This window comes from uncultured Tateyamaria sp., from assembly GCF_947487805.1.
GTDB lineage: Bacteria > Pseudomonadota > Alphaproteobacteria > Rhodobacterales > Rhodobacteraceae > Tateyamaria.
This window is the reverse complement of the sequence record NZ_CANKXW010000006.1, coordinates 209,217-223,609: the sequence shown is the minus strand read 5'-3', so window position 1 is coordinate 223,609 and position 14,393 is coordinate 209,217. Positions and strand designations below refer to the sequence as shown.

The 14,393-nt window shown below is 62.1% G+C and carries 19 protein-coding genes; 6 read left to right on the top strand and 13 right to left on the bottom strand.

Annotated features, from left to right (window positions below):
* Positions 1-152 precede the first annotated feature (152 nt).
* The 6 genes from Q0949_RS15725 to Q0949_RS15700 form a co-directional block, all read right to left on the bottom strand.
* Complete coding sequence (locus tag Q0949_RS15725) at positions 153-725, bottom strand: exopolysaccharide biosynthesis protein (RefSeq protein ID WP_299374310.1); 573 nt, start codon at positions 723-725, stop codon at positions 153-155.
* A 239-nt stretch (positions 726-964) separates the two neighbouring features.
* On the bottom strand, positions 965-1,162 hold the full coding sequence (locus Q0949_RS15720; RefSeq protein WP_299374307.1) for a CsbD family protein: 198 nt from the start codon (positions 1,160-1,162) through the stop codon (positions 965-967).
* A gap of 68 nt (positions 1,163-1,230) precedes the next feature.
* The gene (locus Q0949_RS15715) at positions 1,231-2,712 is read right to left on the bottom strand and encodes a phospholipase D-like domain-containing protein (RefSeq protein WP_299374304.1); all 1,482 of its coding nucleotides are present in this window, start codon (positions 2,710-2,712) and stop codon (positions 1,231-1,233) included.
* Complete coding sequence (locus Q0949_RS15710) at positions 2,699-4,435, bottom strand: histidine kinase dimerization/phosphoacceptor domain -containing protein (RefSeq protein ID WP_299374301.1); 1,737 nt, start codon at positions 4,433-4,435, stop codon at positions 2,699-2,701. The genes Q0949_RS15715 and Q0949_RS15710 overlap by 14 nt, the downstream gene beginning before the upstream one ends.
* Positions 4,435-4,986, bottom strand: coding sequence for an RNA polymerase sigma factor (locus tag Q0949_RS15705; protein ID WP_299374298.1), 552 nt, complete (start codon positions 4,984-4,986; stop codon positions 4,435-4,437). Before Q0949_RS15705 ends, Q0949_RS15710 begins: the two co-directional genes overlap by 1 nt.
* Positions 4,976-5,149: a NepR family anti-sigma factor gene (locus Q0949_RS15700; RefSeq protein ID WP_299374295.1), complete on the bottom strand. Its 174-nt coding sequence runs from the start codon at positions 5,147-5,149 to the stop codon at positions 4,976-4,978. The genes Q0949_RS15705 and Q0949_RS15700 overlap by 11 nt, the downstream gene beginning before the upstream one ends.
* A gap of 103 nt (positions 5,150-5,252) precedes the next feature.
* Here Q0949_RS15700 and Q0949_RS15695 point away from each other — a divergent pair, with 103 nt between their 5' ends.
* Positions 5,253-6,062 (top strand): response regulator, encoded by an 810-nt coding sequence (locus Q0949_RS15695; protein WP_299374292.1) that lies wholly within the window; start codon positions 5,253-5,255, stop codon positions 6,060-6,062.
* A 65-nt stretch (positions 6,063-6,127) separates the two neighbouring features.
* Here the strand turns inward: Q0949_RS15695 and Q0949_RS15690 are convergent, their stop codons facing one another.
* The 3 genes from Q0949_RS15690 to Q0949_RS15680 form a co-directional block, all read right to left on the bottom strand.
* Complete coding sequence (locus Q0949_RS15690; RefSeq protein WP_299374289.1) at positions 6,128-6,628, bottom strand: DNA starvation/stationary phase protection protein; 501 nt, start codon at positions 6,626-6,628, stop codon at positions 6,128-6,130.
* A 43-nt stretch (positions 6,629-6,671) separates the two neighbouring features.
* Positions 6,672-8,333, bottom strand: coding sequence for an acetolactate synthase large subunit (locus tag Q0949_RS15685; protein ID WP_299374286.1), 1,662 nt, complete (start codon positions 8,331-8,333; stop codon positions 6,672-6,674).
* Positions 8,334-8,433: 100 nt separating this feature from the next.
* A complete protein-coding gene (locus Q0949_RS15680) occupies positions 8,434-8,601 on the bottom strand; it encodes a DUF1328 domain-containing protein (RefSeq protein WP_299374283.1) in 168 nt (55 codons plus the stop codon).
* 125 nt (positions 8,602-8,726) lie between these two features.
* Between Q0949_RS15680 and Q0949_RS15675 the strand changes: the two genes are divergently transcribed.
* Complete coding sequence (locus Q0949_RS15675) at positions 8,727-9,041, top strand: hypothetical protein (RefSeq protein ID WP_299374280.1); 315 nt, start codon at positions 8,727-8,729, stop codon at positions 9,039-9,041.
* Here Q0949_RS15675 and Q0949_RS15670 read toward each other — a convergent pair.
* Positions 9,038-9,376 carry a hypothetical protein gene (locus Q0949_RS15670; RefSeq protein WP_299374277.1) on the bottom strand — a complete coding sequence of 113 codons (339 nt, stop codon included), beginning with the start codon at positions 9,374-9,376 and terminating at the stop codon, positions 9,038-9,040. The genes Q0949_RS15675 and Q0949_RS15670 overlap by 4 nt on opposite strands.
* A gap of 115 nt (positions 9,377-9,491) precedes the next feature.
* Here Q0949_RS15670 and Q0949_RS15665 point away from each other — a divergent pair, with 115 nt between their 5' ends.
* The gene (locus Q0949_RS15665) at positions 9,492-10,220 is read left to right on the top strand and encodes a Crp/Fnr family transcriptional regulator (protein WP_299374274.1); all 729 of its coding nucleotides are present in this window, start codon (positions 9,492-9,494) and stop codon (positions 10,218-10,220) included.
* A 12-nt stretch (positions 10,221-10,232) separates the two neighbouring features.
* Here the strand turns inward: Q0949_RS15665 and Q0949_RS15660 are convergent, their stop codons facing one another.
* Genes Q0949_RS15660 through Q0949_RS15650 form a run of 3 tightly spaced genes read right to left on the bottom strand, consistent with a single transcriptional unit; the run spans position 10,233 to position 12,037 of the window.
* Positions 10,233-10,628 carry a VOC family protein gene (locus Q0949_RS15660; RefSeq protein ID WP_299374271.1) on the bottom strand — a complete coding sequence of 132 codons (396 nt, stop codon included), beginning with the start codon at positions 10,626-10,628 and terminating at the stop codon, positions 10,233-10,235.
* A gap of 9 nt (positions 10,629-10,637) precedes the next feature.
* On the bottom strand, positions 10,638-10,952 hold the full coding sequence (locus Q0949_RS15655) for a muconolactone Delta-isomerase family protein (protein WP_299374269.1): 315 nt from the start codon (positions 10,950-10,952) through the stop codon (positions 10,638-10,640).
* A gap of 5 nt (positions 10,953-10,957) precedes the next feature.
* Complete coding sequence (locus Q0949_RS15650) at positions 10,958-12,037, bottom strand: L-dopachrome tautomerase-related protein (protein ID WP_299374267.1); 1,080 nt, start codon at positions 12,035-12,037, stop codon at positions 10,958-10,960.
* 107 nt (positions 12,038-12,144) lie between these two features.
* On the opposite strand from Q0949_RS15650, the gene Q0949_RS15645 reads away from it, so the two are divergent.
* The 3 genes from Q0949_RS15645 to Q0949_RS15635 all read left to right on the top strand — a co-directional run bounded on the left by Q0949_RS15645 (position 12,145) and on the right by Q0949_RS15635 (position 14,384).
* The gene (locus Q0949_RS15645) at positions 12,145-13,035 is read left to right on the top strand and encodes a LysR family transcriptional regulator (protein WP_299374265.1); all 891 of its coding nucleotides are present in this window, start codon (positions 12,145-12,147) and stop codon (positions 13,033-13,035) included.
* 78 nt (positions 13,036-13,113) lie between these two features.
* Positions 13,114-13,512 (top strand): rhodanese-like domain-containing protein, encoded by a 399-nt coding sequence (locus tag Q0949_RS15640; RefSeq protein ID WP_299374262.1) that lies wholly within the window; start codon positions 13,114-13,116, stop codon positions 13,510-13,512.
* Positions 13,509-14,384 (top strand): MBL fold metallo-hydrolase, encoded by an 876-nt coding sequence (locus tag Q0949_RS15635; protein WP_299374259.1) that lies wholly within the window; start codon positions 13,509-13,511, stop codon positions 14,382-14,384. The genes Q0949_RS15640 and Q0949_RS15635 overlap by 4 nt, the downstream gene beginning before the upstream one ends.
* Positions 14,385-14,393 lie beyond the last annotated feature (9 nt).

Here is a 14,393-nt window from a genome sequence, read left to right as displayed (position 1 = left end):
GCGAAGGGTCATTATGCTGGCAATCCGGGCTAAAAACCCTTAGCGCCCTATTCTGCACTCAGCCGGACTCGACCCCATGTTGTCTGGTTATTCAACGTGCCGCGCGCGGAAAGGTTGCAACGTAGTGCATATTTTTTTGTCGATATGCACGATCATCCCAGCATGGCGGTGTAGGCCAGGATCGGGATGGTCGCGGCACAGCCGAGCGCGATCAGGCCCAGCACCGCGACCAGCCCGTCGCGGGCCAGCAGACCAATGGACATCAGCGCCACGGTCACACCCACAAGGCTGGACGACAGGGGCACCACTTCGAGCAGTGGAAGGCACAGGCCGCACAGCGCGCAGATCCCGTAAATCACCCGCGATGCCGGGGGCGAGACCAGAGCGGTCCATCGAAAGGTGGTTCCGCGGTCAAGCCACGTGGCGACCTTGCGGATGCGTGTCAGGAACCTGTCCGACCGCCGGGTGTCGATCCGCCAGTTTGCGAGGCGTTGCGGCAGCCAGATCCTGTCCCGACCGATCATGCCTTGTACCGCGATCAGGAAAATCGTCATACCGACAATGCTTGAAAAGAGCGGGACCCCGCTGAGCGGTGAAATGAGCAAAACGGAGACAGCCAGCAGGATGGGCGGAAAGGATGCGGTGCCGAATTCTCCGACGATCTCGCTCAGACAGACCGAGTTCGCCTCGGTCGCATCCTCCAGCGCCTCGACGACGGCCTGCACGGGTTCGTCGCTCTCTGCAGGCGGCTGAACAGGGGCTGATGATGCATTGAGCAAGGCAGGACACCGGATTATGTTTTGGGCTGACATGGGGACAACGCGCCAGACCGGCCTTTGTTTCCCGGAGATTGCCTGATGGGCGAAACATCGCCGTTGATAATTTACATAACTCTGATTATCGCGCACAAAAAACGCGGACCGATCCATGGCCCGCGTCTTTTCGTTTTTCCGTGCAACTGGCGTTACACCTTGTTGAGGATCTGATCCACGGCGGCGCGCGCCTCGTCTTTGGTCTTGCCCAGCTTTTGCTGCATCACGCCTTCGAGCTGGTTGCGGTCGCCTTTGGCCTGTTCGATTTCATCGTCGGTCAGATCACCATAGGCCTCTTGCAGATGGCCTTTGATTTCGGTCCATTTGCCGATCATGCGGTCCTTGTCCATCACGTGTCTCCTTTCAGGTTGCGTCTGAAGGGATAACGCCAGGGTGGCCGCAATGTTCCGCGATGGTTTCAGACCATGTCGTCGGTGACGAGGGGCAGTCGCTGGGCAAACTCGGCGTGGATGCTCAGATCGTGAGACACGAGGAAGCCCGCGCGCGTCTCGGGGCGGCGCTTGTCGTTGCGCGCAATTTCGGCCTGCCAGAGGGCCTGCATCCGGCTTGGATCTGCCCAATCACCCGTCAGGTCCTTGCGCCACCAATGGCGGTACAGTGCCGTGCGGAGCGTGTCGATGCGGGCCCCGTCGGTGATGGCCACCCCGGCCTCGGTATCCCAGCGCAATGACCGGCCGTTCAGATTGGCAGAGCCCACCAGCGCGAATTCTGTGTCCTGCACCAGTACCTTGTTGTGCACGTATATCAGGGGTGAACCGGCCCGCGTGCCGCGGCTGTCGCGGGCGGCCATTACAGGACGGACAGGTGTGGCGATCGTGGCGCGCGCGCCAAACGCCGCGCGAAGGATGCCCAGCATGTCCTGTTCCAGCGCAAGACCATAGCGGGTCTCGAGCCCGATCTCGTCCTCGGGGTCAAAGGCCGCCTCTTCGGGAACGGCGGGCAGGATCATGATCAGGGACAGGTCCGGGCGCGCTTCTGCCGCCTTGGCCATCGCCTCGGCGACGGGGCGGGAGCGCATGAACTGCGTCTCGATATAGAGAAGGTGCCGCGCGCGGTGGATGGCGTCCAGATGCGCTTGCTCCAGTTCCGACACCAGCGTCCGGGGTGACAGGAACGGCAGCTTGAGCCGCCGGTCAGCCGACAGGGTGCGGTGCACGTGTGTCATCGGCGGCGGCGTTGCCCGTCGATGCACCACGTCGTCAAAGCATTGCAAATGCGCCTTGGCCTCGGCCACGGCAGGATCGTTGCGCAGGATCACCTGCACGTCGGACCATGTCTGGTGCGCGGGACGGTCATGGTCGGGCGTGTCAAACCGGCGGTCGTTCAGGTCAAGACCGCCGATATAAAGCGTGTCGTCATCGATCACGGCCAGCTTCTGGTGATGGGTCACGGTGTGCAGCGCGGGCAAGCGCTGGTCGAGACCAGGCGCTTCGATGCGCGCGGCGGGTTTCAAACCGGCGCGGGCGGCCTGTGCACGGCGCAGGCTTTCCGGCAGGAAGGCCAGCCATGGCAAGGCACCGGGTGTTGCAGGATGCAGCGCGGGTCGTACCTTGACATGATCCTGCGGCACCCCCGAAACCTCGACCAGAGCGGCGGCGATCTTGAGCGTCGACCACGTCTTGCGATGCAAGGCGGTGGCATAGACCGGATCAAAGTCGCTGATCGTCAGATCCAGTGTCACGCCGCGGCGCAACACGTGGTCCAGCAGGTCAAACCAGGTGTCGCCGATGGCGCGGGCCGCATCGCTGACCAGGCGCGTGCGCATGTCAAAGATGCGAAAGCCGCCGATCACCGATGTTTTCGCCTCAAGCACGGCCTGCTCGAATGCGGCAAAGGCCTCGTTGGCGGCAACAAAGACTTCGAAATCAGGCCGGCTCATGTGCACCCTGCCTTTCGGTTGCCGCATCATCGGCAAAACCCTGAATGCTGAACCGCAAGCGCAGGGCAAACGCGCCATCGGCGTCGGTGGTCTCTGCCTCGCCTTCGAGCTGGCGACAGAATGCGATCATAAGCTTGGTGCCCAGCCCGGTGCTTTCCACCTCGTCGTCTATCGGATCGATCAGTGGCGTGCCGGTGCTGTTTTCAATGCTCAGTGTTGCGGTCCCTGCCCCGTCATGTGTTGCAGTCACCTTGATATACGGTGTCTCGTCCCCATTGCGCCCGACATATTTGACGGCATTTGTCAGCGCCTCGGCGGCCCACATGGAAAGCGGCACCGCCTGGTCGGGATAGAGCAGGAAAGACGCGAGATCCTTGCGTATCTCGAGCGTCTTGCCGGGCAGGATCGCCGAGGATTCCGCCACCACGGCGTCCAGCAATTCGCGGGCATCGACTTGGGACGTGTCGGTATGCGCATAGAGCGACCGGTGCAGCGTGGCGAGGCCGCGCACCCGGCGTTGCAGCCCGCCCAGCATCTCGCGGGTTTCGGCACTGCGGGCTGTCCGGGATTGCAGGTTCATGATCGAGGCGATCATTTGCAGGTTGTTCTTCACCCGGTGATGCACCTCGCGCAGCAGGACTTCCTTGTCATGCAGGTCGGTGAGCTGACGCGCTTCGGCCTCGGTGATCAGCAACGTCATCCGGTTGAATGCGCGTTGTGCATCCTCGAATTCGTTTGGCGCGTCTTCGAGGACAAGCCCCTCGGTATTTCGTTCGCCCAGTGCGAACTGGCGCATGGCGGAGCGCAACGCCTTGAGATGGCGCAGCACAAGGCGATCGAGCCCGAAATAGGCCACAAGCATACTGGCGGCCCACATGATGACCGCGAAAAGCGCAGGCAACGCGGCCTGCACCCACAAGGCGCGTTCAAAGATCCCGGTATTGGGCCAGCTTCCGACGACAACATAGCTGTCTTCGACCGCGGACGTGACGGAAAAGATCCGCGGAGCATCTGATTTGGAGAACCCGGAGAACGTTGTTCCTGCCCGTGCAAACATGTCTTCGGGTGCGACGTCGCGTGGCAGGTGGTCGGCGGCGTCGCCGTCCAGACCAGAGATGTCGAACGCCACGCCGGATGTGCTGATCGCAACCAGCGACAGCCCTTCGACGTCGTGAGCGATGGTCCCGCGCAGGGCGTCCTGCGGCATAGACAGGGACACAAACCCCTCAAACGCGCCATCATCGCGAACGGGAACGTTCACGATGATCACAGGCGTTCCACTGACTGCGCCGGAATTGTTCACCTCGACGAAAATGGCGTCCCGTTCGATCGCTTCGGTAAAGTTCGGATAGTCAGAAAAATCGACCACCGCGTCGCCGCTGCTGCTGCACGACATAATGCCCGAGCGGGGAATGTACCCGGCAAAGGCAATCGTGTCGTCGGATTTCAGGAAATCCGCCATTGCCGAACGGCAGGTATCCGTATCTGCAACTCGCGCCATGGCCCCCAGACCAAAGCCCGCCCCCACGACGCGCTGGATCAGCCCGCGCTGGTCAACAGCCGCTGCCGCCGTGGTGTCGAGCATCATCTGTTGTGTGATCGTGCGCGTTTCCTCGACCACGCGAAACGTCTGCCACATGGCGATCAGGCCCAAGGGGAACAGGGCCAGCAGCATCAACAGCAACAGGCGGACCCGCAAACTGCCAAGGGGCGGCCCGGTCATTACGCAATACTCTGGTTCATGGTGACGATGCCCTGCGTCACTGCCTCTGTTGCTTCCATGGCTTCATCGTCGGAAATATCCATCAATTCGACCAGCTTTGCGCGGCCACGGTTGACCCGGCTCTTGATCGTGCCGACGGCGACGCCGCAGGTTTCTGCCGCTTCTTCGTAGGAAAAGCCGCCAGCCCCCACCAGCACCAATGCCTCGCGCTGTTCTTCGGGCAACAGTCCAAAGGCCGCGTTGAAATCGCGCATCTGCAAACGCCCGTCGTGATCGGGCTTTTGCGCCAGACCTGCGGACAGCTCGCCCTCGGTGTCCTCGACCTCGCGTTTGCGCTTGCGGTGGTGCGAATAATAAGTGTTGCGCAGGATGGTGAAGAGCCACGCCCGCATGTTTGTCCCGGCCTGAAAGGATCCGATATTGGTCCACGCCTTGACCAGCGCGTCCTGCACGATGTCATCGGCCAGCGCCGAATTGCGCGTCAGGCTCATGGCAAAGGCGCGCATCGCGCCCAGATGTGTGACAATTTCCTCTTTGGGATCAGTTGTCATTGGCACCGTCCTTTTTCGATCCAGCGGCGTCTTTTTCCCGCAGCTGTTCCAAAAGGTCGGTGAAGCGCGTCGGCAACTCCTGGTTGGCGACATCTTCGTAGGCCCGCTTGAGATTCTCGTCGATCTCTTTGGAGACTCTTGATGTTCGATCCGGTCGGCTCATTTATCTACCTGCCACTGTAAAATTTGCATGCACTACGGAACTAAATGATCTCGATGCGCATTGGTTCCACAGATTGGTGAAAAAAATACGGGAGTGACAGGGGATGTCGCAAACAAATGAAACGACTTTGGCGGACAAGATCGGGGCGAACCTGCCTTATCTGCGAAGGTATGCGCGTGCTTTGACCGGAAGTCAGGACCGTGGCGATGCCTATGCGGCCACGACGCTGGAGGCGATTCTGGTCGAACCCGACCAGTTCTCGCTGGACAGCGCGCCCAAGGTCGCACTGTTCAAGGTGTTTCACTCCATCTGGTCCACGAGCGGTGCCACATTCGAGGCAAGCGAAGACGGAGCAACCGGTCAGGCGCAGCGTCATCTGGCCGCTCTGACCGATGACACGCGCGAGGTTCTTCTGCTGCGCACGCTCGAGGAGTTCAGCGCACAAGATGTGGCCGAGATCATGGGACGTTCGCCCGAGGACATCGATGCCTTGCTGAACATCGCCTATGAGGAAATGGCCAAATCGGTCAGCGGCAGCGTCATGATCATCGAGGACGAGGCGATCATCGCCGTCGATCTCGAACATATCGCAACCGAGATGGGTCACCGCGTCACCGGCGTGGCCCGCACCGAAGCGGCGGCGCTGAGGCTCTTTGACACCGAACGTCCCGATCTGATCCTGTCCGACATCCAGCTGGCGGACGGCTCCAGCGGTATCGATGCCGTAAACCGCATCACCGAAAAGGCAGGCGACATCCCCGTGATCTTTATCACTGCCTTCCCCGAACGTCTTTTGACAGGCGAGGGTCCCGAGCCAGCGTTCCTGATCTCCAAGCCCTATACCGAAGATCAGGTGCGCTCTGCGGTCAGTCAGGCGATGTTCTTTGCGTCCTCGGCAGTTCTCAAGGCCTGAAACAAAAAGCCCCGCGCCTGATACCAGACGCGGGGCCACTTTTTACCCAAGTACTTGTTAAATCCTCAGCTGGTCTTGACCAGCGCGCGCAGCATCCACGCTGCTTTCTCGTGAAATGCGCTCCGTTCTGTTGCCATGTCTTCGGTGACGGGGTCCTTGCGCTTTTCCGCCATCTCGATCAGCGCGTGAAAGCGGTGGGCCAGGCGTTCGTGATCCTTGGCCAGATCGGCCACCATGTCTTCGGTTGTCAGCGCGCCGCTTTTGTCCTCGATGCTGGAGCGGCCCACGATGTCGGCCATTGCCGTCGGCGCCAGGTGACCCAGCGCACGGATGCGCTCCGCCAGTTCATCGGCGGCCTTGAACATGTTTTCGTAATGGCCTTCGGTCAGGTTGTGAACCGAGTAGAACAGCGGCCCTTCGACGTTCCAGTGATAGGCGTGGGACTTGAACACCAGGCGGTAGGTGTCGGCAAGCATGTCAGCCAGACCTTCGGCCATCGCTTCGGTGTCGCGAACACCGGTGGAGACGGAATCTTCGCTGGGAACAACGTTCAGAGCGTTCGACATGAGACATTTCCTTTCTGTCTGTTGCGGTTGGAGGGGAAACCCGTCAGGCCGCCGCATTGTTCCCCGGTCGCACAATTTCCCGGCCCGGCATGTGCCCGACCGTCTCGTAATCCACCGGCACGGACAAAAGGGTCGGTCCCTCCGCGCCTTGTGCCGCGGCCAGCAGATCGGGCAGATCCCCAAGCCCCTGCACCGCCGCATGTGTCCAGCCAAAGGCCCGCGCCAGCCGGTCCCATTCTGGATTGCCAAAGGGGAAATCGGGGCCGCCCGCGCCCTGATGCGCATCGATCAATCCCAGCCCGCCGTCCACCCAGACCATCACGGTCAGGCGCAGGCCAAGGCGGGTGATTGTCTCCATCTCCTGCACGTTCATCATCACGTCACCGTCGCCACATACGGCCAGCACGCGGCCCTCCTCTTGCAGGCGCGCGGCGGCCAGAGCACCGGGCAGGGCCAGACCCATACCGGCCAACCCATTGGGCACGATGAGTTGCCCGGCGCGGCGCGGCTGGACATGACGCGCGATCCACAGTTTGTGCAGGCCGACCCCGGACAACACCGTGTCCTCAGGACGCAGCGCATCGGTAATGACACGGCAGATGTCGGCGGGAGCAATTGGGCCCTTGTCCGCTTCGGTCAGGCGGCGTGACAGGGCGCGACGCATACCTTCGCGCGCGGCGGCGAATGCCGGGCCTTCGTCCCATTTGCGACCTGCAAGCTGCGCGTGCAGATCCGTCAGGGTCGGGGCGATATCCCCTATGGCTTCGGCGGCGATGGACAGGCCGGTATCGGCGCGGGGGGTCGTGTCGTCCAGCACACAGACCGGGACCTCGCCCTGCGTCGTCAGCGCCAGCGGCGGGTATTCCACCGCATCAAACCCCACCAGCACCACCAGATCAGCAGCGCGCAGGGCCAGATCGACCCAGTCCTCCTCGCTCTGACCTACGGTGAACAACGTGTTGGGATGATCCGCGGGCAACACCCCCTTGGCCATGAAGGTCGTGGCCAGCGGGATCCCGGTCTCTTCGGCAAAGCGGCGCAGCGCATCCGCCGCACCCGCGCGCACCACCCCTGCCCCGGCGATCAAAACGGGCCGCTTGGCCGCTGCCAACTGGTCGGCCACGTCCGCGATGTCTGCCGCCCCGGCGCGCAGCTGCGGTGGTTGGCGCACGGGCAGTGGCACTGCCGCAGTCTCCGCACCGGCCACGTCCTCGGGCAGGCACAGATGCACGGCACCCGGTCGACCCTCCAGCGCCAGCCGCATGGCTTCTGCAATACTTGGGGGAATGTCATCGGGCATCAGGATCGTGCGGCTCAGCTTGGTGATCGGGGCAAAGAGCGCTTCGAGATCGATCATCTGATGGCTCATCCGGCCAAGGCGATCTCGCGCGCCCTGCCCGGTTATGGCGATCAGCGGCACGTGATCCAGCTGGGCATCCGCCACCCCGGTGACCAGGTTCGTGGCCCCAGGGCCCAGCGTCGACAGGCAGACGCCGGGCTGCCCGGTCAACCGTCCGTGCACCGATGCCATGAAGGCGGCCCCCTGTTCGTTGCGGCACAGGACAAAGTCGATGGGTGACGCGGTAATCGCCTCCATCAAGGCGGTGGTTTCCTCACCCGGAACGCCGAAAACGGTGCGGATACCGGCCTTGACCAGGCAATCAACAAGACACTGCGCCCCACTGCGCACCGCGCGATCCGTCATCCGCGACCCTCCATGATGTTGGCCAACCAGCCATACGGCACAAAAAATCGGCCGGAACCTGCATCACAGGGTCCGGCCGACATTGGTTTTATCTTCCGCATCAGGACCGTCCACGGATCAGCCGTGCGATGACTGTCACCACGAACAGGATGAGGAACAGGACAAACAGGACCTGCGCAACACCTGCGGAGGCCGAGGCGATGCCGCCAAATCCAAAGATCGCGGCGATCAGTGCAACGGCCAAGAACAAGAGTGACCAACTTAACATGTGGCTTCCTTTCATTTGGCTTCGGTGGTTCAACGCGACGCTTCCGAGAATGTTCCGGCATCGATTGGGAACAATTTGACGCGGGCAGCGTTGGTCCAGCAACGAAACGAGACAGGAGATATCCAATGTCCAATACAACGACATCGAGCCCCGAAGCTGTGAAGAATGGCCACGACACGACGCTGTCTCAGGCCAAGGCCAAGGTCGCCGACCTCGCCGACAAGGCACGCAACGAAGCCGAGGTGATCCAGGAAACCGTCAAGGAGGTGGCCTGGGACAGCGCGGCCCGTGTGCAGCAAACTGCTGAACGCGTACAGGACCACGCCCAGTCTGCGGGGGCACAAGCTGCCGATGCCGTGCGTCGCAATCCCGGCCTTGCTGTGGCAGGTGCGCTGGGTCTGGGTGTGCTTGTGGGTCTGGCCATGGCGCGCAAGAGCTAACGGGTCAGAAGTCCAAGCGTCCGCAGCGCCTGATCAAGGTCTGTATCAATAAACGGGCGGGACAGGCTTACGACCTGCCCTGCCCGTTTCTTGCTCCCGTCACCGTTAATCACGATGACCGGGCACCCGATATGTTCGCACATGTCGATCGCCGCCGAGGTTTCGGGATCAGACTGGTTGATCAGCAGCACCGCCAGCGTGAACGGATTCGTTCGCGACCTCAGGCGTTCGACCGCGATGTGCGGCGTCTTGACCACTACCGGTTCGGGCCAGCCATGGGCGACCAGATGTTCGGCGACATCCATCACTTCGACCGAGTTCGATCCAGCGATCAATGCCCTTCCATGGGACAGGTCACGGGGGTTCATGTGATGAAACGGGCCAACATCATCCCATAATCGCACATTCCCGAACGGCGCGAATTAATCTATGACATAGCGAATGGAAAAAATGTCCACGAATTGTACCAACTGCCCGCTTCGCAAAATGGACGCCTTTCTCGACATGACAGGGTCCGAAGTTGCCTTTATGGAAAGGTTCAAGACCGGAGAGCTGGAAGCCCAGCCCGGCACCGAGATCATGGCACAGGGGCAATCCTCGACGCACTTGTTTACATGCCTCAAGGGCATGGGGCTGCGATACAAGACACTCGAAGACGGGCGGCGGCAGGTTGTGGGGTTTGTCCTGCCGGGCGATTTCATCGGCCTTCAGGCTGGCGTCATGTCCGAGATGGAACATTCCGTCGAAGCATCGACATCGATGCGGCTGTGTACCTTCAACCGGTCGGATCTGTGGTCCTTGTTCACCAGCCATCCGTCTCGCGCCTATGACCTGACCCGCATCGCCGCGTTGGAAGAAGTGTTTCTTGGCGAGGCTCTGGCGGTTGTCGGCCAGCTGGATGCGCGGGCCAAGGTGTCCTGGGCACTGCACCGCTTCTATTCGCGCCTTGCGTCGGTCAACATGGTCAAGGAGGGGCATGTCCGCTTGCCCTACCGCCAGCAGGACCTGGCCGATGCGCTCGGTCTGTCGCTCGTGCATACGAACAAGACGCTGGCCCGCCTGCGCGAGGATCAGATCGCCACATGGACCGATGAACAGCTGACCATCCACGACATGAACCGGCTGGCCAAGCTGGCGCGCGTCGACTCGTCGGATCTGCCGCGCCGCCCGCTGATCTGAGCCGGTCCCTGATCAGTTGAAACGCCCGCCTTTCTGGATGACTTCGATTTTGTAGCCATCCGGATCGGTGGCAAAAAAGAACCGCGCCACGAGATCACCGCCGGGGGCAAAATCGACGAGGTTGCCGACTTCCATGCCCTTGGCCGACATGTCAGCGTGCTGCGCATCGGCGCTCTCGACGACCACCGCGAGGTGCCCATAGCCGTCGCCCAGATCGTAGGGCGCCGTGCGGTCCTTGTTCCGCGTCAGTTCCAGCTCGAACCCCGTTCGGGCGTTCGACAGATAGGTCAGCCGGAAGCCGTCAAAGTCCAACTGGTCGGCGACGTCCAAATCGAACGCCGCCTTGTACCAGTCGATGGACCGTGCATCGTCCAGAACCCGGATGCAGGAATGCACCATCTTTGCCATTATCTGCTCCTACCTTCCCAGCCGTTCCGAAACGTCATTTGCGAAGTCTTCGTAGCGGCGCAGCGATTTGACCTCGACCTGCACGTGGTGGCCCATCTTCTGCATGATCGGCAGATCAAACAGGATCCGGTCCAAGTCATCGGGGGTTTCGACCTCGATGATGGCGAGAACCTTGCGCTCGCCCACCACTTTCCACAGATCGCGCACCACGCCTGCCGACTTGGCACCAAGCGCGGCTTCGGCCTCTTCTGCCCAGATGCCCAACAGGCCCTGCTGCTGCATCGTGCTGTCATATTCGACGGTGAAATCCAGACGGTACAACATGGCGCCTACCGTCCGCTGATCGCAGGGGCGAGCGCAGGGAACCGCACAATCCGGTAGGTGCCCAGCGACGCATCCTCGCCACCATTCAGGACCGGCGAGCGGTGAAGCTCGTTGATCGTGGCATAGACATAGCCATCCGCACCCATCGAAAACCCATCGGGCCACGGCAGATCTTCGTCCGACTGGAACAGCACTTCATATGTGCCGTCCGGCTTGGTCACGCCGATGGCGTTGTCGGTCATGGCGGTGATGTACACATTGCCGCCCGTATCCACTGTGGACCCGTCCGAAATCACCTTGTCGCCATAGCGTTCGACCTTTCCGGCAAGCGCTGCATCATCAAGGCGTTCGTCCAGCAGGTCCGCGGTGCGCACGCGGTACATGGATGTGGCCGTCATCGGCGCAAAATAGACCCACGTGTTGGTCGGATCGATGGTGATCGGGTTGATCCCGATCTTGGCCGGATTGCCGCCCAACAGCACTTCCTTGCCGTCGATGATCATGGGCGTGTCCTCGGGCACGGTAAAGGCGCTGCCCTCCAACACCCGGCGGGCGCGGCCCGTGTCCATGTCGATCACGATGATCGCCGAATTGGCCCCGTCACCGGTGTCAGAGATGTAGATCGCGCCATGTTCCCGATCGACCGCCAGATCGTTCAGGAATGACGTGGCCCGTGCTGCGGGCTGGCCCACATAATAAATCGCGTGCAGTTTTTCGGCTTTTGTGTCCCAGCCGACGACGCGCCCGGTTTGCCCTTCGCCCTGCCCGTCCAGCATCCACAGGATGCCCTCGCGATCCGCACGCAGGCCCAGCACACCACGCAGCCCGTCGCCATCCTCGCTGGGCGCGCGCGCCCAATCCTCGGTCGGATAGGGTTTGGTGGACCCGTCCTGCATCACCTCGACCACGCGCAATTCGGGGCCGTAGAATTCATGCACCGACATGAACATGCGCCCGTCCGGGCCAATGGCTAGGTTGCCGGGCGGCATCTCCTTTGGGAACTCCAGATAGACCTCGGGGCTTTGCGCCAGGGCCGCGCCAGACAGCGTCAGCGCTGTCGTGATGGCAAGCAATGTGCGTGTCATGATGTCTCCTCCACTTGACGCGGATAGAGGTAATCGATTGAAAAATTCAGGTATATCTGCTCAATTGCAAATGTATCATTCGAAAATTTCAAACGTTTGATGGGCGCATGTACAGCATCGATGACTTGAAGACCTTTGTCGCCATTGCCGAAACCGGCGGTGTCACGGCCGGCGCGCGCCGTGGGGGCGTGTCGCCTGCAACCGCCACGCACCGGGTCAAGAAACTGGAAACCGCGCTCAACCTGACGCTGTTTCACCGCAGCAACCGCGCCATGCGCCTGACGGGCGAAGGTCAGGTGTTTTTTGAACGGGTGCAGGTGATCCTGTCCGATCTGGCCCTCGCGGAACGCGACGCGGGCAGCGGCACGGCACAGTTAACGGGCACCCTGCGCGTGACCATGTCGCCCTGGATCCTGTCGCGCTTCGTGATGCCGGCCCTGCCCGCCTTTCAGGCCGCCCATCCCGGGCTGACGCTGGATTTCCTGGCCGTCGACCGCTTCGTATCGCTGGCCGCCGAAGGGCAGGATTGCGCGATCCGCGTGGGCAAGCTGATCGACAGTGCCCTGGTCGCCGCCAAACTCTGCGACAATGATCGTGTGATCTGCGCCGCACCGGAGCTGCTCAACCGCGCAGGCCACCCTAGGACCATCGCGGACGTTCTGGTGCAGCCATGGGTCTGCCTGCCATGGCAAACCCGCATCGCCTTTGCTGAACAGGGCAGCCGCAAACACGAAGCCACCGTTGCTTCCCGCGTGCTCGTCTCCAACTCCGACATGCTGACCGAAGCCGCGGTCAGCGGTCTCGGCTTTGCCGTCAAATCCCGGCTCGCGATCGAGGCGGAACTGACCGAAGGCCGCCTGATCGAGGTCCTGCCCGGTGCACTCTGGCAGCCGGAGGCGCCCATTTCCCTCGTCTATGCGCCCGAGGCCCGCTATGGCCAGAAGGCGCAGATCTTTGGGCAACTGGCACGGCAGGTCTTTGCCCGGCGCAACCGCTGATCGGACATGTCATGGCGCTTGCCCGACAGGCCCCGCGCTGGCACAGTCACAGGGAAACACCGCCCAAGGACACCACCCATGGCCCTTACCACCACCGCCGCCCAGATGGTCGCCGAGGCCCGCGCCCGCATCGCAGAGGTCGAAACCGCCGATGCCATTGCCATGGTGGACGACCCGGATGTGGTGATCGTGGACATCCGCGACATCCGCGAACGCCAGCGCAGCGGCTACATCCCCGGATCCGTTCACGCGCCGCGTGGCATGATCGAATTCTGGGTCGATCCCGACAGCCCCTATTTCAAGGAGGTGTTCGGACAGCCGGGCAAAACCTACCTCTTTCACTGCGCGTCCGGCTGGCGCTCGGCCCTGACAGTCGCAACCCTGCAAGACATGGGCTTTGACGCCGCCCACCTGCGCGAAGGGTTTTCGACCTGGGCGGATCAGGGCGGACCCGTAGAAAAGGAGACCGACACATGACACCCGATATGACACAGCACCCCATCGTCACCCCGTTCTTCGACAAACGCTCCAACACGATCTCCTACGTGGTGCAGGAACCCGACGGTTCGGGCTGCGCGGTGATCGATGCGGTGATGGACATCGACTATGCCGCGGGCGCGCTGAATTTCGACGGGGCGGACCAGATGATCGCCCATATTCGCGCCAATGACTTGCGGCTCGACTGGATTATCGAAACCCATGTGCACGCCGACCACCTCTCCGGCGCGCCCTATATCCAGCAGGCGCTGGGGGGCAGGATCGGCATCGGCGCCAAGATCACCGAGGTGCAGGACACATTCGGCAAGGTCTTCAACGAAGGCACCGAATTCCAGCGCGACGGCAGCCAGTTCGACGCACTCTTTACCGAAGGCGACAGTTATGAGGTGGGCGCGATGACCTGCTTTGCCATGCACACGCCGGGCCACACGCCCGCCTGCATGGTGCACGTGATGGGCGACGCGGCCTTTGTGGGTGACACGCTCTTCATGCCCGATGGCGGCTCGGCACGCGCCGATTTCCCCGGCGGAGATGCGGGCGAACTCTATGACAGCATCATGCGCGTGCTGTCACTGCCCGATGACATGCGCCTCTTCATCTGCCACGACTATGGCCCCGGCGGGCGCGCCATCGCCTGGGAAACCACCGTCGCCGAACAACGCGCCGCCAACATCCACGTGGGCGCGGGCAAGACCCGCGAGGATTTCATCAAGTTCCGCACCGAACGCGACGCACAGCTTGCCATGCCATCCCTCATCATCCCTGCGCTCCAGGTCAACATGCGCGCCGGCGAAATCCCCCGCGACGACGCGGGCGACATGGCGCTCAAGGTGCCATTGGGCAAGCTCTAGGTCTTCATT

Coding starts and splice junctions, on each gene's coding strand:
- Q0949_RS15675 (WP_299374280.1), top strand. CDS start 8,727: ATGTCCAATACAACGACATCGAGCCCCGAAGCTGTGAAGAATGGCCAC.
- Q0949_RS15690 (WP_299374289.1), bottom strand. CDS start 6,628: ATGTCGAACGCTCTGAACGTTGTTCCCAGCGAAGATTCCGTCTCCACC.
- Q0949_RS15665 (WP_299374274.1), top strand. CDS start 9,492: ATGTCCACGAATTGTACCAACTGCCCGCTTCGCAAAATGGACGCCTTT.
- Q0949_RS15680 (WP_299374283.1), bottom strand. CDS start 8,601: ATGTTAAGTTGGTCACTCTTGTTCTTGGCCGTTGCACTGATCGCCGCG.
- Q0949_RS15715 (WP_299374304.1), bottom strand. CDS start 2,712: ATGAGCCGGCCTGATTTCGAAGTCTTTGTTGCCGCCAACGAGGCCTTT.
- Q0949_RS15700 (WP_299374295.1), bottom strand. CDS start 5,149: ATGAGCCGACCGGATCGAACATCAAGAGTCTCCAAAGAGATCGACGAG.
- Q0949_RS15705 (WP_299374298.1), bottom strand. CDS start 4,986: ATGACAACTGATCCCAAAGAGGAAATTGTCACACATCTGGGCGCGATG.
- Q0949_RS15640 (WP_299374262.1), top strand. CDS start 13,114: ATGGCCCTTACCACCACCGCCGCCCAGATGGTCGCCGAGGCCCGCGCC.
- Q0949_RS15695 (WP_299374292.1), top strand. CDS start 5,253: ATGTCGCAAACAAATGAAACGACTTTGGCGGACAAGATCGGGGCGAAC.
- Q0949_RS15635 (WP_299374259.1), top strand. CDS start 13,509: ATGACACCCGATATGACACAGCACCCCATCGTCACCCCGTTCTTCGAC.
- Q0949_RS15655 (WP_299374269.1), bottom strand. CDS start 10,952: ATGTTGTACCGTCTGGATTTCACCGTCGAATATGACAGCACGATGCAG.
- Q0949_RS15650 (WP_299374267.1), bottom strand. CDS start 12,037: ATGACACGCACATTGCTTGCCATCACGACAGCGCTGACGCTGTCTGGC.
- Q0949_RS15660 (WP_299374271.1), bottom strand. CDS start 10,628: ATGGCAAAGATGGTGCATTCCTGCATCCGGGTTCTGGACGATGCACGG.
- Q0949_RS15645 (WP_299374265.1), top strand. CDS start 12,145: ATGTACAGCATCGATGACTTGAAGACCTTTGTCGCCATTGCCGAAACC.
- Q0949_RS15720 (WP_299374307.1), bottom strand. CDS start 1,162: ATGGACAAGGACCGCATGATCGGCAAATGGACCGAAATCAAAGGCCAT.
- Q0949_RS15710 (WP_299374301.1), bottom strand. CDS start 4,435: ATGACCGGGCCGCCCCTTGGCAGTTTGCGGGTCCGCCTGTTGCTGTTG.
- Q0949_RS15685 (WP_299374286.1), bottom strand. CDS start 8,333: ATGACGGATCGCGCGGTGCGCAGTGGGGCGCAGTGTCTTGTTGATTGC.